Source organism: Acidovorax sp. GW101-3H11 (assembly GCF_001633105.1).
Lineage (GTDB): Bacteria > Pseudomonadota > Gammaproteobacteria > Burkholderiales > Burkholderiaceae_C > Acidovorax.
The window spans coordinates 299,102-313,470 of sequence record NZ_LUKZ01000009.1; the positions used below are offsets into that span (position 1 = coordinate 299,102).

Consider the following 14,369-nt stretch of genomic DNA (forward strand, 5'->3'; position numbering starts at 1 on the left):
GCAGGAGACGCAGACGCTGCCCGTGGGGCGGCTGTCAAAGCGGTGTCTCCTGTTCTGGGAGCCGATTCTCAAAGCCGCTCAAGATGATGACAAGCGATGAATCATCAGCGTAAGATGACATTCCGTCATCTAACGTCAGGGTTCACCCCATGCCCACCTTGCCGCCCATTGCCAACCTGCAGGCCTTCGAGGCCGTGGCGCGCCGCCGCAGCTTCGCGCTGGCAGCGGCGGAGTTGAACCTCACGGCGTCGGCCATCAGCCACCAGGTTTCCAGGCTGGAGGCGCAACTGGACGTTCGCCTGTTTGAACGCAGCGCCCACGGGGTGCGCCTGAGCCCTGCGGGCGAGCATTACCTGATGCACGTGGGGGCAGCGCTCAACGCCATCGCCACGGCCACGGACGATTTGCGGCAGGGCATCCGCAACAGCCTGTATGTGCACACGGCACCCAGCATTGCCAGCCTGTGGCTCATGCCGCGCCTGCACCACTTTGCGCAGGCCTACCCGGAGATATCGCTCAACCTCTCGGCCGCCCACACACCCAGCGATTTCGCGCTCGGCCAGGCCGACATCGACATCCGCTACGGCGTTCCGCAGTGGGGCGATCTGGTGGTGGAGCCGTTGTTTGAGGAGGCGATCGTGCCGCTGGCCAGCCCGGCCTTCATCAAGGCACACAAGCTCAAGCGCGCGGAGCAACTGCTGGACCTGCCACTGATCCAGAGCAACGTGAGCATCGTGCAGTGGTCGGACTGGTTTGGCCGGTTCACCAAGCTACGGGCGCCCGACCGTTTCTCTCTTCGGTTTGACCGCGCCCAGATGTCGCTGGATGCCGCCACGCAGGGCCTCGGTGTGGCGCTAGAGAGCGCGGTCAACGCAGGCGGGCACCTGGCCGATGGCAGGCTGAAAGCCCCGTTCGGCATGGAGCAGGCCGTGCGGGTGAAAGCGCATTTCGCCGTGTACCCCGAGCGGCACGCCAAGCGCCCGGCGGTGGAGGCGTTTCTGTCGTGGCTGCACAGCGAGGCTGCGCAGACCTGAATGAAGGCCCAGCGACCAGGACTGCGAGGGTCCGCAGCCCTGGTGGTGGGGCTCTCACATCTCCTCACTCCAGCAATACCCGTCGCGCGCAATCATCGCGCTGGCCGCACGCGGGCCCCAGCTGCCCGCAGGGTAGGGGCGGGGGCCTGCCGGGTCGTTCTTCCAGTACTGCAGGATGGGCTCTACCCAGCGCCAGGCTTCTTCCTGCTCGTCGCTGCGCACAAACAGGTTCAGGCGGCCCGCAATCACGTCGAGCAGCAGGCGCTCGTAGGCGCCCACGCGTTCGGTGCCAAAGCGCTGGTCAAAGTCCAGGTTCAGGTGCACCTGCGACAGCGCGGGTTCCGTCTGGTGCTGGGCGGCGCCCTGGGCCATCAGGTGCAGCTCCAGCCCGTCCTTGGGCTGCAGGTTGATCACCAGGCGGTTGGCGGCGCCCGCAGGCGTCTTGAAGATGGGGTGGGGCACGGGCCGGAAGTTGATGACGATGTGCGCATCGCGCCCCGCCAGCCGCTTCCCGGTACGGATGTAGAACGGCACACCTGCCCAGCGCCAGTTGCTGATTTCGGTGCGCAGCGCCACAAAGGTCTCGGTGGTGCTGCCGGGGGCCACTCCTTTTTCTTGTGCATAGCCGGGCACGGGCTGGCCTTGGTGGTTGCCCGCCGCGTACTGGCCGCGGATCACATGCTGGCCGATGGTTTCCAGCGTCCAGGGCTTGAGCGACTGCAGCACCTTGAGCTTTTCGTCGCGGATCGCGTTGGCGCTGGAGTTGATGGGCGGCTCCATGCCAATCGCGCACAGGAGCTGCAGCGCGTGGTTCTGCACCATGTCGCGCATCGCACCGGTCTGGTCGTAGAACGCACCGCGCGACTCCACGCCCAGCTCTTCGGCAATGGTGATCTGGATGTTGGCAATGGTCTCGCGGCGCCACAGGGGCTCGAACAGCGCGTTGCCAAAGCGCAGTGCAAACAGGTTCTGCACCGAGGGCTTGCCCAGGTAGTGGTCGATGCGGAAGACCTGCTCTTCCTTCAGCACGCGGCGCAGCGTGTCGTTGATGGCGCGGTTGGACTGCAGGTCGTGGCCCAGGGGCTTTTCCAGCACCACGCGGGTGGTCGGGCCGTTCAGACCCACGGCGGCGATCTGCTCGCACACGTTGGTGAACAGGCTGGGTGCGGTGGCCACATACATCACGACCGAATCCGCACCGCGCGCCTTCAGCGTCTCGGCCAAGCGTTCGTAGTCCTGGGTTTTGGACAGGTCCATGCGCAGGTAATTCAGCAAGGCTGCAAACCGCGCAAACTCGTCCGGCGTGGGGCGCTTGGCCAGTTCCACGCTGTCGAACCGCGACTGGATCAGGCTGCGGTATTGTTCGTCGCTCAGGTCGTCGCGCGCCACGGCGATGATGCGTCCGCCCTCGGGCAGCGTGCCATGGCGGAATGCCTGAAACAATGCGGGCATGAGCTTGCGCCAGGCAAGGTCGCCGGTGCCGCCGAACAGGACGAGGTCAAAACTCATGGTGTCTCCGTGGTGCGTGTGTCGTTTTGCTGCGTGGGATTGTAATCACGTTACATAAATTTGTGGCCTTCTTTGCTATGTTCCTGCAGCTTGTAACCCAAAAGAATCCGTGAAATCTGTTGAATTTTTGTAATCAAGTTACCATTCCGGCGCATTTCCAACCCCAGACGACATGACCTTCATGCCCACCCGTTGCGACCAGACTGCCCCTTGGCCCCTGCTGGCGGCCCACTTCGACGCCCAGGGCCGCAGCCTGGACATGCGCCAGGCCTTTGCGCAGGACGCCCAGCGTTTTGCGCATTTCAGCCAGCAGGCGCCCCACGTGTTTGCCGACCTCTCCAAGAACCTGTGGAGCCGCGAGACAGAGGCTTTGCTGCTGGACCTGGCCCGTGCCTGCGGGGTGGAGCAGCACCGCGACGCGATGCTGGCGGGCGAGGCCATCAACACCACCGAAAACCGCGCCGTGCTGCACACGCTGCTGCGCCGCCCGGCGGGCGTGGCCCTGCCCGGTGATGTGCCCGAAACTGCGCAGCGCCTGGCCGATGTGCACTACACGCTCGACGCCATGCTGCAGTACGCCGAGCAGGTGCGCAGCGATGCCGCCATCACCGACGTGGTGAACATTGGCATCGGCGGGTCGGACCTGGGCCCGCACATGGCCGTGCGCGCGCTCGAAGAGTTCCGCACCCCCGGCAAGCGCTTTCACTTTGTCTCGAACGTGGACGGGCACGAGCTGCACCATGTGCTCAAGGGCCTGCGGCCCGAGAGCACGTTGTTCCTCGTCGCATCCAAGACCTTCACCACGGCCGAGACCATGACCAACGCGCGCTCGGCCTTGGCGTGGTTTGACGCGCAAGGCGGGCGTGATGTGGCGCGCCACTTTGCCGCGCTCACCACCAACGTCGAGGCCGCAGCGGCCCTGGGCATCACCACCACCTTCGGCTTCTGGGACTGGGTGGGCGGCCGCTACTCGCTGTGGTCGGCCATTGGTCTGCCCATTGCCATCGCGATCGGTGCGCAAGGCTTCCGCGACTTCCTCGCGGGCGCACACGCCATGGACGAGCATTTCCGCACCGCGCCGCTCGCGCAGAACCTGCCCGTGCGCCTGGGTCTGCTCGATGTCTGGTACCGCAACTTCCATGGCTTCACCAGCCGCTGCATCGCGCCGTACCACGCGGCGCTGGGGCGCTACTCGGCCTACCTACAACAGCTGGAGATGGAGAGCAACGGCAAGCGCGTGGCGCAAGACGGCAGTGCGCTGGCCTGCGTCACATCGCCCGTGCTCTGGGGCGAGCCCGGCACCAACGGCCAGCATGCGTTCTTCCAGATGCTGCACCAGGGCGCCGACGTGCTGCCGCTGGAGATCGTGGCCGTGCGCAAGGCCTCCCACCCGCTGCCCGGCCACCAGCAAAAGCTGCTGGCCAACGCGCTGGCGCAAACGCAGGCGCTGATGGTGGGCAAGATCAGCGACGACGGCCACCGGCACTTCCCCGGCAACCGGCCTAGCACGCTGATGCTGCTTGAATCGCTCACTCCCGCATCGCTGGGCGCGCTGATTGCGCTGCAGGAGCACCGCGTGTTTGTGAGCGGCAGCCTGTGGGGCATCAACAGTTTTGACCAGTGGGGCGTGGAGCTGGGCAAGGTGCTGGCCAAGGACCTGGAGGCACGGCTGGAGAGCGGCGATGTGGCGGGGCTCGATGGCTCCACGGCGGGCCTGCTGGGCTTGCTGCGCAGCGCGGCCTGACCTCCGGAACATTGCTTTTCTTGGGGCAGCGCTGGCGGCAGACCAGGCCCCCCACCGGCAGAGACCGGCACGGTTTCTGGCCTATAGCTAACGCATCAGGAGACACCCCCCATGGCGATTCCGCCCTATCCGGACTTCCGCTCCGCAGCCTTTTTGCGCCAGCATCTGCGGGCCACCATGGCGTTCTACGACCCCGTGGCCACCGACGCGAGCGGCGGGCAGTTCCACTTCTTTCTGGACGATGGCACTGTCTACAACACGCACACCCGCCACCTCGTCAGTGCCACGCGTTTTGTGGTCACGCACGCCATGCTCTACCGCACCACGGGCGAGGCGCGTTACCAGGTGGGCATGCGGCATGCGCTGGAGTTTTTGCGCACTGCGTTCCTTGACCCCGCCACGGGCGGCTACGCGTGGCTGATCGACTGGCAAGACGGCCGCGCCACCGTGCAAGACACCACGCGCCACTGCTACGGCATGGCCTTTGTGATGCTGGCCTACGCCCGCGCTTACGAAGCCGGAGTGCCCGAAGCCCGTGTGTGGCTGGCTGAAGCCTTTGATACCGCCGAACAGCATTTCTGGCAGCCCGCCGCAGGCCTGTATGCCGACGAAGCCAGCCCTGATTGGCAGCTGACCAGCTACCGGGGCCAGAACGCCAATATGCACGCCTGCGAGGCCATGATCTCGGCCTTCCGCGCCACGGGCGAGCGCCGCTACATCGAGCGTGCCGAACAGCTCGCGCAGGGCATCTGCCAGCGGCAGGCCGCATTGTCAGATCGCACCCATGCCCCCGCTGCCGAAGGCTGGGTGTGGGAGCATTTCCATGCCGACTGGTCGGTGGACTGGGACTACAACCGCCACGACCGCAGCAACATCTTTCGCCCCTGGGGCTACCAAGTCGGCCATCAGACCGAATGGGCCAAGCTGCTGCTGCAACTCGACGCCTTGCTGCCTGCCGACTGGCACCTGCCCTGTGCGCAGCGCCTGTTCGATACCGCTGTGGAGCGCGGCTGGGATGCTGAACACGGCGGCCTGTACTACGGCATGGCGCCCGACGGCAGCATCTGTGACGACGGCAAATACCACTGGGTGCAGGCCGAGAGCATGGCCGCCGCTGCGGTGCTGGCCGTGCGCACGGGCGACGCGCGCTACTGGCAGTGGTACGACCGCATCTGGGCCTACTGCTGGGCGCATTTTGTGGACCACGAACATGGTGCATGGTTTCGCATCCTGCACCGCGACAACCGCAACACCACCCGCGAAAAGAGCAACGCGGGCAAGGTGGACTATCACAACATGGGGGCGTGTTATGACGTGTTGTTGTGGGCGCTGGATGCGCCGGGATTCTCGAAGGAGAGCCGCTCAGCAGCCCTTGGCCGTCCCTGAGCACCGGTGTGGTGGCGCTCGCCCGCCTGCACCGTGGGCGTTACACGCCGCACAGCCCTCGAAGAGCTGTTGCGGCTGCGCCCCGGGCTGCCAGGGTTGCGGCCCCGACTGCCCGGTCGGCGCTCAAGCCGCAGAGTTGCGCGCTGCTCGGAAAGGCCAGAACTTGCCAACCCCTACGACCAGTGCTGCGCCCAAGGCTGCTGCGACATAGTGCAGCGCCGGGTGTGCCACGGCATAGTCATGCAGCGCCGCGTCGCTGGCGATCGTCTCACCGCCCACCCATCCAATGAGTGCGGCGCCCAGCAGCACAATGACGGGGAAGCGTTCCATCAACTTGATCATCAGCGTGCTGCCGAAGATCACCAGCGGGATGCTGATGGCCAGGCCCAGCACGAGCAGCACGACACTGCCTTGCGCCGCCGCAGCTACGGCAATCACGTTGTCCAGGCTCATCACCAGATCGGCGATCAGGATGGTGCGGACGGCGGCCATCAGGCTGCCATAGGTCTTCGATTCGCCTTCGCTTTCTTCATCGCCACTGAGCAGTTGAAAGCCGATCCACAGCAGCAGGCATCCGCCCAAAATCTGCAGGAAAGACAGTTGCAGCAATTTGGCCGCTACGACGGTGAGCGCAATGCGTAACACAACGGCCGCGCCCGAGCCCCAGAAAACCGCCTTGCGCTGCTGGTGCGGCGGCAGCGAGCGGGCTGCCAGGGCAATCACCACGGCGTTGTCGCCGGAAAGAATGATGTTGATCCAGACGATCTTCACCAGGCCGATCCAGAAATCGGCACTTTGAACTAACTCCATACTGAACTCCACTGTTATGAATGCAAGAAGCGCCCGGAACACGGTTCCGAGCGCTTCTCTTTTTATGGGAGCGGCCAGTCTACTGAGCGGCGTCGTGCTCTGCGTCCGTAATTGTGCTTACGGTGGGCGTTTCGCAGCGTCAGTTGCCTTTGAACGCGTTGATCGGCAGGTCTGCCGCATGGGCCTGGTGCTGGGCGCATTTGGTGGCCACGAACACGGCGCGTGGTTTCGCCTCCTGCACTGTGGCAAACGCAATACCACCCGCCAGATCGTAAAAGCAGCATCTAGGGACTGAGCGCCGGGTGCACCGGCAAACCGCTACAGCTCCACCGTGTCGTTCTTATTCCAGAAGAACGCGGCCCTATTCCCAATCTAGGAAGCTACTGAGCCCTTCGTTTGGCCTGGCCGTCTAGAGCGTTCGCTCGGAAGCCGTGGCGGTCTTTTGGGTAGGGGCAGTCCTGCTGTGACAGGATTCCGAGAGACTCGATATCTACCAATGTGCGGTGGTCTGGTGACTGTTTTGCTTCGGCATGCAAAACCTCTGGCGGCACACCATTCAACAGCAGAAGGTTCTCCACGTAAGCAGCCCTTTGCACTGCCACAGCCTGCGAACTGCTGGCGGGGCTTTGCGCGAGTACGACCACGACCACAAGGGGGCACCAGTCGGCATTGCGGAGAGATTCCACATAGTCCGCGATCTCCTGACGACGTTCGGCAAGTAGCGCGGTGGCGCCCACATCAAAGTGAACGGCGTGTGCCTTGACTCTTTTCTGAGAGTTTGCCTGTGCGGACAGGGCAAGGGCACCGCAAAACATGAACAAGCCCCAGGTTTTCAAGCAGCTGGTCATGAAGGAGTGTGACACCGGGAGGGAGAGGAAAAGTGGTTTGTCAGCCATTGAACGGTGTGGCTACTGAAGCGAAGAAGTTCACGGGAAGCCCTGCCACGGTCACCCGCACGCTGAACAGCGACCCAGCCGGAACCTCTGCCTCCCGCTCCTCCACAGGCCTTCCCGCCCTTGCCGACGTAATGAACAGCGTCCGCAAATCCTCTCCCCCAAAACACACCATCGTCGGGCACTGCACCGGCACCTCAATGCGCTGCAGCACTTCACCCGCTGGCGAGAGCTGTAGTACACACGCCCCCTCATACATCGCCACCCAGTAATTTCCCTCCACATCCACCGCCGCGCCATCGGGTCGGCCACCGTAGGGCTGGCCCTCCACCTTGCGGTCGAACTGCACCCAGGGGCGGCGGTTGCTTATGGCACCCGTGTCCACATCAAAGTCAAACTGGTCAATGCGGTGCTCCGGCGTGTTGGACCAGTACAGCGTGCGGTCATCGGGGCTGAAGGCCAGGCCGTTGGCGGTGAAGTTGTCGCCCGCCATGTGGCGCACGCGGTAGCCCGTGGCGCTGGCCGCGTCGGCCTGCAGGCACCACAGCGCGGCATTCGGTGCCGTTCGCGGCGTGATGACCGAGCCCGCCCAGAAGCGGCCTGCGGTGTCGCAGCGGCCGTCGTTCAGGCGCAGGACTGCGGTGTCGTGCTGCTCCGGCGGCAGCAGGGCCAGGCAGGTGAGGGCGGTGGGGTCGGTGCTGCCCTTCGCCGTGTCCAGAAGATAGAAACCGTTTCGTAACCCGATTACCAATTGCCCATCGGCCGCTGGCGCGCAGCAGCCGGGTTCGCTGGGCATGCGCCATTGCCGGTGGCGGCCGCTTTCGGGATGCCATGCGTGCACCGCTTGCCCTTGGATGTCACACCAGTACAGGGATTTTTCCGTGGGGTGCCAGAAGGGCGATTCGCCCAGTTCGGACGGTGGCAAGGGCAAGGTTTGCAGGGACATGGCTTGAAGCGGGGTGGTTATCGAGTTACATTCTAGGGCCTCAGATACTGAGCCCCGGCACCATGCACAGGGCCAAGCCACCCACCGATGGAGACTTCCATGCACCCAGTTGTAGCGCGCGTGACCGAGCGCATTGTCCAGCGCAGCGCAGACACGCGCGGCGCCTACCTTGCTGGCGTTGACGCCATGATCGCCCGCAAGCCCGCGCAAGACCGCATGGGCTGCGCCAACCTGGCCCATGCCTACGCGGCGCTGCCGGGTTCCGAGAAGTTCAAGGTTACCGTCGAGAAGGCGCCCAACATTGGCGTGGTGACCGCCTACAACGACATGCTCTCGGCCCACCAGCCGTACCAAAGCTACCCCGCTGTGCTGCGCGATGAAGCCGCCAAGCAAGGTGCCACGGTGCAGGTGGCCGGTGGTGTGCCCGCGATGTGCGACGGCGTGACGCAGGGCACGCCCGGCATGGAGCTGTCGCTGTTCTCCCGCGACGCCATTGCCATGGCCACGGCGGTAGCGCTGTCCCACGACGTGTTCGATGGCGCGCTGCTGCTGGGCGTGTGCGACAAGATCGTGCCGGGCTTGCTGATCGGTGCACTGCATTACGGCCACTTGCCCTGCGTGTTCGTGCCTGCAGGCCCCATGGGCACGGGCTTGTCGAACAAGGATAAAGCCAAGGTGCGCGAGCAGTACGCACAAGGCCTGGTGGGCCGCGACGAGCTGCTCCAGGCCGAATCGGCCGCGTACCACAGCCCCGGCACCTGCACCTTTTACGGCACGGCCAACAGCAACCAGATGCTGCTCGAAGCCATGGGCCTGCATGTGCCCGGCGCGGCGTTCGAATCCCCCGGCACCGAGGCGCGCGAGGCCTTCACCCGCCAGGCGCTGCGCACGGTGCTCGACATCGGCAAGCGCAGCAAGCGCTTCACGCCCATTGGCAAGCTGGTGGACGAGCGCTGCATCGTCAACGCCATGGCGGCCCTGCTGGCCACGGGCGGCTCTACCAACCACCTGATTCACTGGGTGGCGATTGCGCGCAGCGCGGGCATTCTGATCGACTGGACGGACTTTGACGAACTCTCGTCCGTGGTGCCGTTACTGGCCCGCGTGTACCCCAATGGCGATGCCGATGTGAACCAGTTCCAGGCAGCGGGCGGCCCGCCGTGGATCCTGCGCGAGCTGCTGGCGGGCGGCTTCATGCACCCCGATGTGATGAGCGTGAACGTGGGTGGCATTGCCGATGGCGGCAAGAGCGCACCCGCCGTGTCGGGCGACACCTCGGTGCTGCGGCCCGTGAGTGCGCCTTTCTCGCCCACGGGCGGCTTGCGCCTGCTGCAAGGCCGCCTGGGCCGCGCGGTGATCAAGGTATCGGCCGTGCCCGAAGACCGCCACATCATCGAAGCACCCGCCCGCGTGTTTGATTCGCAGGAGGCTTTGCTCGCCGCCTTCAGCGCGGGCGATGTGAACCAGGACATGGTGGCCGTGGTGCGCTTCCAGGGCCCGCAGGCCAACGGCATGCCCGAGCTGCACAAGCTCACGCCCCCGCTGGCCGTGTTGCAGAACCAGGGCTTCAAGGTGGCGCTGGTGACCGATGGGCGCATGAGCGGCGCCTCGGGCAAGGTGCCCGCCGCCATCCACGTCACGCCCGAGGCGCTGGCCGGTGGCCCGCTGGCCAAGGTGCGTGACGGTGACATCGTGCGCGTGGACGCGGTGGCGGGCACGCTCGATGTGCTGGTGGATGAAGCCACCTGGGCCGCACGCACCCCCTCGCCCTACAGCGCACCTGCGCAAACCGGCTTTGGCCGCGAACTCTTCACCAACTTTCGCCGCCACGCTGGCGGTGCCGAACAGGGCGCCTGCACCTGGCTGTAGGCAGGGCGCTAGGCACATCACTAATTAGGAGCAATTGAATGAATCCTCTCGACATCGCCAGCCATGGCCCCGTCATCCCCGTCATCGTGATCGACCGCGTAGAAGACGCGCTGCCCCTGGCCGAGGCCCTGCTGGCCGGTGGCGTGAAGGTGCTGGAGGTGACGCTGCGCACCGCCGCTGGCCTGCCCGCCATCGAAGCCATCGCCCGCCACCTGCCCGAGGCCGTGGTGGGTGTGGGCACGGTGCTCAATGCCGATGACGCCCGCCGCGCGAGCGAAGCCGGTGCACGGTTTGCCGTGAGCCCCGGCTACACGTCGGAAGTGGGCAGCGCCTGCAAGGGCCTGAACCTGCCGCTGCTGCCCGGCGTGGCCACGTCGAGCGAGATCATGACGGCGCTGGCCGATGGCTTCTCGTTCCTCAAGCTGTTCCCGGCCGAGGCCGTGGGCGGCATTCCGCTGCTCAAGTCCTGGGCCAGCCCGTTTGGGCAGGTGAGCTTTTGCCCCACGGGCGGCATTACCAACGCCACGGCACCCAACTACCTGGCGCTGCCCAATGTGCGCTGCGTGGGCGGCTCGTGGCTCACGCCCACCGACGCGGTGCGGGCGGGTGACTGGGCGCGCATCACCGAGCTGGCCCGCGCCACGCAGGCGCTGCGCAACGCGGGTTGAAGTCGTTTGATGCAGGAAAATATAGCGAAAATGGTCGCTTCCGCCTGATGGGTATACCTTTGTAGCTATAAAAAATATAGCATATGGCAACCGGCGTGCCGCGTGCCACCCGCACCGCGCGGCGGCGCCCAGCAAATTCCGCCCGTGCCTGACGCAGAGCCCCCCTATCATGGCGCGGGGGCTCGGTCCCCCAGATCGCTGGTTTGTTTTTTCAACCAAGAGAGGGAGTGCACTATGGATTTTGTTTCTGCTGTCAAAAGCTGCTTCGCGCAGTACGCGGGCTTTTCGGGCCGCGCACCGCGTTCGGAGTTCTGGTGGTTTGCCTTGTTCCAGGTGGTGGTGCTGCTGGTCACCGGTTTTGTGAGCGAGGTGCTGTACGGCATCGTGGCGCTGGCCTTGTTGTTGCCCGCCATCGCCGTGGGCGCGCGCAGGTTGCATGACATCGGACGCTCCGGCTGGTGGCAGCTGCTGTCGCTCACCGGCATCGGTTCGCTGGTGCTGATCTACTGGTGGGTGCAGCCCAGCGGCGACGATTGAACCCGCTGCGCTGGCGCCCGCGCCCATCGCACGGGGCCGCCAGGACAAACAAAGCCCGCAGGCCGTGAGGTCTGCGGGCTTTTTTGTGGCGGATCGGGTGGCGCGGCGGGCCGCGCGGGCTTCACGCCTTGATTCACACCTTGAGCGAGCGTTCGATGTCCGTCAGCTTGTAGCGCGCCAGGGCGAGGTTGCCCTTGGCCTTGTCGAGCACCAGGTACAGGAACAGGCCCAGGTTGTTGGGCACCAGGCGGATCAGGTGGTACTGGTCGCCCAGCGTGATGAGGATGTCCTCGATGCCACGGCGCAGGCCCAGCATCTCCATGGTCTTGAGCTTGGCCCGCACCACCTCGGTGTTGCCTGCTGCCGCCAGGTCCAGATTCATGCCGCCGCCCGCCTGGGCCAGGCACATGCCGCTGCGGTAGTCCACCAGCGCCACGGCTTGCGCGCCGTCAATGGTCATTGCGGCATCCATACATTGCTTCAGGTTGGAACTCATATCGTCGGTCTGCAAAAAGTTGTGGGTTTGTTGAAGGGCCAGTGCATCCATGGCGCTGAGCTTGCCCAGCTGCTCCATCAGGATGAACCACAGGGTCTGGGGGCTGCTGTCGGGCAGCTGGTACACATGGGTGCGCGCCATTTGTGCGGGCGGCGCGGCCTTGAAGATGGACTCTTCCATCAGCGCGTTGGGCATCAAAAAAGCCCAGACCACCGCTGGGTTCTGCGGCGCCAGCCACTCCAGCGTGGCGCGCACCAGGTTCACCGAGCCCGGGCCCACCAGCAGGATCACGGCGGCGCTGGCGGGCGAGGGCAGTTGCAGGTCCTTGGCGCTGGCGGGGCGCAGCCAGTCGATCATCGGCGCCACGCTGGCATCGGCCAGTGGCACCTGCAGCCAGGGCCCGGGCCCCGACGCATTGGCCACCCCCAGCTGCGCCAGGGCATGCAGGCCCAGGCGGGCGGTCAGGTCAAGAACAGTGACAGTGGGGGGAGTGAACGCCATGGTCGTCGGTGGGAGAAAGAGGCTCCGAGACGAGGCGTTGTGAAGGAGATCGCCAGCGAATCCCCGCAGATGGGGACGGAACGCTGAAAATTGTATCGAGATATAACCAATTCAGTGCCCCGCGTGGAATGGCGTAGTCAGTATGAGGACTTATGAATTGTGGATATGTGTTAACCGCTGATATCGCATATAGGCGGGGGGATGCGGTTTTCTTCCGCCATGAAAAAAGCCCGCAGGCCGTGGGGCCTGCGGGCTTTGGGGGTGCAGAGCCAGGGGCTCAGCCGCCGGGCAATTACATGCCCATGCCGCCCATGCCACCCATGCCGCCCATGTCGGGCATGCCGCCGCCAGCGCCGGCTTCTTCCTTCGGAGCCTCAGCCACCATGGCTTCGGTCGTCAGCAGCAGCGATGCCACGGAGGCAGCGTTTTGCAGAGCCGTGCGGGTGACCTTCGTGGGGTCCAGAATGCCCAGTTCGAGCATGTCGCCGTACGTGTCGTTCGAGGCATTGAAGCCGTAGTTGCCCTTGCCGGCCAGCACAGCGTTCACCACCACCGAGGCTTCGCCACCGGCGTTGTTCACGATTTCGCGCAGAGGCGCTTCGATGGCCTTCAGCACCAGCTTGATACCGGCTTCCTGGTCAGCGTTGTCGCCCTTGACCGAGTCACCCACAGCTTGCTTGGCACGCAGCAGAGCCACGCCGCCGCCAGCCACAACGCCTTCTTCCACAGCTGCGCGGGTAGCGTGCAGTGCGTCTTCCACGCGGGCCTTCTTTTCCTTCATTTCGACTTCGGTGGCAGCGCCAACCTTGATCACGGCCACACCGCCAGCCAGCTTGGCCACGCGCTCTTGCAGCTTTTCGCGGTCGTAGTCGGACGTGGCTTCTTCGATCTGCACGCGCACTTGCTTGACGCGGGCTTCGATGTCAGCGGCAGCGCCAGCGCCGTCGATGATGATGGTGTTTTCCTTGCCCACTTCGATGCGCTTGGCTTGGCCCAGGTCGGCCAGGGTCACCTTTTCGAGCGTCAGGCCCACTTCTTCAGCGATGACCTTGCCGCCCGTCAGGATGGCGATGTCTTCCAGCATGGCCTTGCGGCGGTCGCCGAAGCCAGGAGCCTTCACAGCCACAACCTTCAGGATGCCGCGAATGGTGTTGACCACCAGCGTAGCCAGGGCTTCGCCGTCAACTTCTTCGGCAATGATCAGCAGGGGACGGCCAGCCTTGGCGACTTGCTCCAGCGTGGGCAGCAGGTCGCGGATGTTGCTGATCTTCTTGTCGAACAGCAGCACGAAGGGGTTGTCCAGAATGGCGGATTGCTTTTCTGGGTTGTTGATGAAGTAGGGCGACAGGTAGCCACGGTCGAACTGCATGCCTTCCACGACGTCCAGTTCGGAGTCGAGGGACTTGCCGTCTTCCACGGTGATCACGCCTTCCTTGCCGACCTTGTCCATGGCGTCAGCGATCAGCTTGCCGATGGTTTCGTCGGAGTTGGCGGAGATCGAACCCACTTGGGCGATTTCCTTGGAGGTGGTGGTGGGCTTGGAAGCCTTCTTCAGCTCGATCACCAGGGCTGCCACAGCCTTGTCGATACCGCGCTTCAGGTCCATCGGGTTGATGCCAGCGGCCACGTACTTGAAGCCTTCGCGCACGATGGCTTGTGCCAGCACGGTGGCGGTGGTGGTGCCGTCACCAGCGTTGTCGCTGGTCTTGGAGGCCACTTCCTTCACGAGCTGGGCGCCCATGTTCTGCAGCTTGTCCTTGAGTTCGATTTCCTTGGCCACGGACACACCGTCCTTGGTCACGGTGGGGGCGCCGAACGAGCGCTCCAGCACCACATTGCGACCCTTGGGGCCCAGCGTGACCTTGACTGCGTTGGCCAGGATGTTCACGCCTTCAACCATGCGAGCGCGGGCTTCGCCGCCGAAAACTACGTCTTTTGCTGCCATGTTTGGCTCCTAAAATTTGATTCAAATTGGC

General features: G+C 64.7%; 12 protein-coding genes. 6 read left to right on the forward strand and 6 right to left on the reverse strand.

Going from position 1 to position 14,369, the window contains the following annotated elements:
• Positions 1–149: 149 nt before the first annotated feature.
• The gene (locus A1D30_RS07395; RefSeq protein ID WP_063460133.1) at positions 150–1,034 is read left to right on the forward strand and encodes a LysR substrate-binding domain-containing protein; all 885 of its coding nucleotides are present in this window, start codon (positions 150–152) and stop codon (positions 1,032–1,034) included.
• 54 nt (positions 1,035–1,088) lie between these two features.
• On the opposite strand, the gene zwf is transcribed toward A1D30_RS07395, so the two are convergent.
• The gene (gene zwf / locus A1D30_RS07400) at positions 1,089–2,543 is read right to left on the reverse strand and encodes a glucose-6-phosphate dehydrogenase (RefSeq protein WP_063460134.1); all 1,455 of its coding nucleotides are present in this window, start codon (positions 2,541–2,543) and stop codon (positions 1,089–1,091) included.
• 181 nt (positions 2,544–2,724) lie between these two features.
• On the opposite strand from zwf, the gene pgi reads away from it, so the two are divergent.
• Both pgi and A1D30_RS07410 read left to right on the forward strand, forming a co-directional pair.
• Positions 2,725–4,287: a glucose-6-phosphate isomerase gene (pgi, locus tag A1D30_RS07405; protein ID WP_109790927.1), complete on the forward strand. Its 1,563-nt coding sequence runs from the start codon at positions 2,725–2,727 to the stop codon at positions 4,285–4,287.
• A gap of 111 nt (positions 4,288–4,398) precedes the next feature.
• Positions 4,399–5,673, forward strand: coding sequence for an AGE family epimerase/isomerase (locus A1D30_RS07410; protein WP_063460136.1), 1,275 nt, complete (start codon positions 4,399–4,401; stop codon positions 5,671–5,673).
• 123 nt (positions 5,674–5,796) lie between these two features.
• Here A1D30_RS07410 and A1D30_RS07415 read toward each other — a convergent pair whose 3' ends face one another.
• The 3 genes from A1D30_RS07415 to A1D30_RS07425 all read right to left on the reverse strand — a co-directional run bounded on the left by A1D30_RS07415 (position 5,797) and on the right by A1D30_RS07425 (position 8,322).
• Complete coding sequence (locus tag A1D30_RS07415) at positions 5,797–6,483, reverse strand: TerC family protein (protein WP_063460137.1); 687 nt, start codon at positions 6,481–6,483, stop codon at positions 5,797–5,799.
• 380 nt (positions 6,484–6,863) lie between these two features.
• On the reverse strand, positions 6,864–7,379 hold the full coding sequence (locus A1D30_RS07420) for a hypothetical protein (protein WP_063460138.1): 516 nt from the start codon (positions 7,377–7,379) through the stop codon (positions 6,864–6,866).
• Positions 7,372–8,322, reverse strand: coding sequence for an SMP-30/gluconolactonase/LRE family protein (locus A1D30_RS07425; RefSeq protein WP_063460139.1), 951 nt, complete (start codon positions 8,320–8,322; stop codon positions 7,372–7,374). The genes A1D30_RS07420 and A1D30_RS07425 overlap by 8 nt, the downstream gene beginning before the upstream one ends.
• Before the next feature lie 99 nt (positions 8,323–8,421).
• Here A1D30_RS07425 and edd point away from each other — a divergent pair, with 99 nt between their 5' ends.
• The 3 genes from edd (at position 8,422) to A1D30_RS07440 (ending at position 11,396) form a co-directional block, all read left to right on the forward strand.
• The gene (gene edd / locus A1D30_RS07430; protein ID WP_063460140.1) at positions 8,422–10,191 is read left to right on the forward strand and encodes a phosphogluconate dehydratase; all 1,770 of its coding nucleotides are present in this window, start codon (positions 8,422–8,424) and stop codon (positions 10,189–10,191) included.
• Positions 10,192–10,229: 38 nt separating this feature from the next.
• Entirely contained in the window at positions 10,230–10,859 is a 630-nt protein-coding gene (gene eda / locus A1D30_RS07435) for a bifunctional 4-hydroxy-2-oxoglutarate aldolase/2-dehydro-3-deoxy-phosphogluconate aldolase (RefSeq protein ID WP_063460141.1), read from the forward strand.
• 234 nt (positions 10,860–11,093) lie between these two features.
• Positions 11,094–11,396, forward strand: coding sequence for a DUF805 domain-containing protein (locus A1D30_RS07440; protein WP_063460142.1), 303 nt, complete (start codon positions 11,094–11,096; stop codon positions 11,394–11,396).
• Between the two features lie 133 nt (positions 11,397–11,529).
• Here A1D30_RS07440 and A1D30_RS07445 read toward each other — a convergent pair whose 3' ends face one another.
• Positions 11,530–11,868: a hypothetical protein gene (locus A1D30_RS07445; RefSeq protein ID WP_199865962.1), complete on the reverse strand. Its 339-nt coding sequence runs from the start codon at positions 11,866–11,868 to the stop codon at positions 11,530–11,532.
• Positions 11,869–12,685: 817 nt separating this feature from the next.
• Positions 12,686–14,338, reverse strand: coding sequence for a chaperonin GroEL (gene groL / locus A1D30_RS07450; RefSeq protein ID WP_063460143.1), 1,653 nt, complete (start codon positions 14,336–14,338; stop codon positions 12,686–12,688).
• Positions 14,339–14,369: the final 31 nt, after the last annotated feature.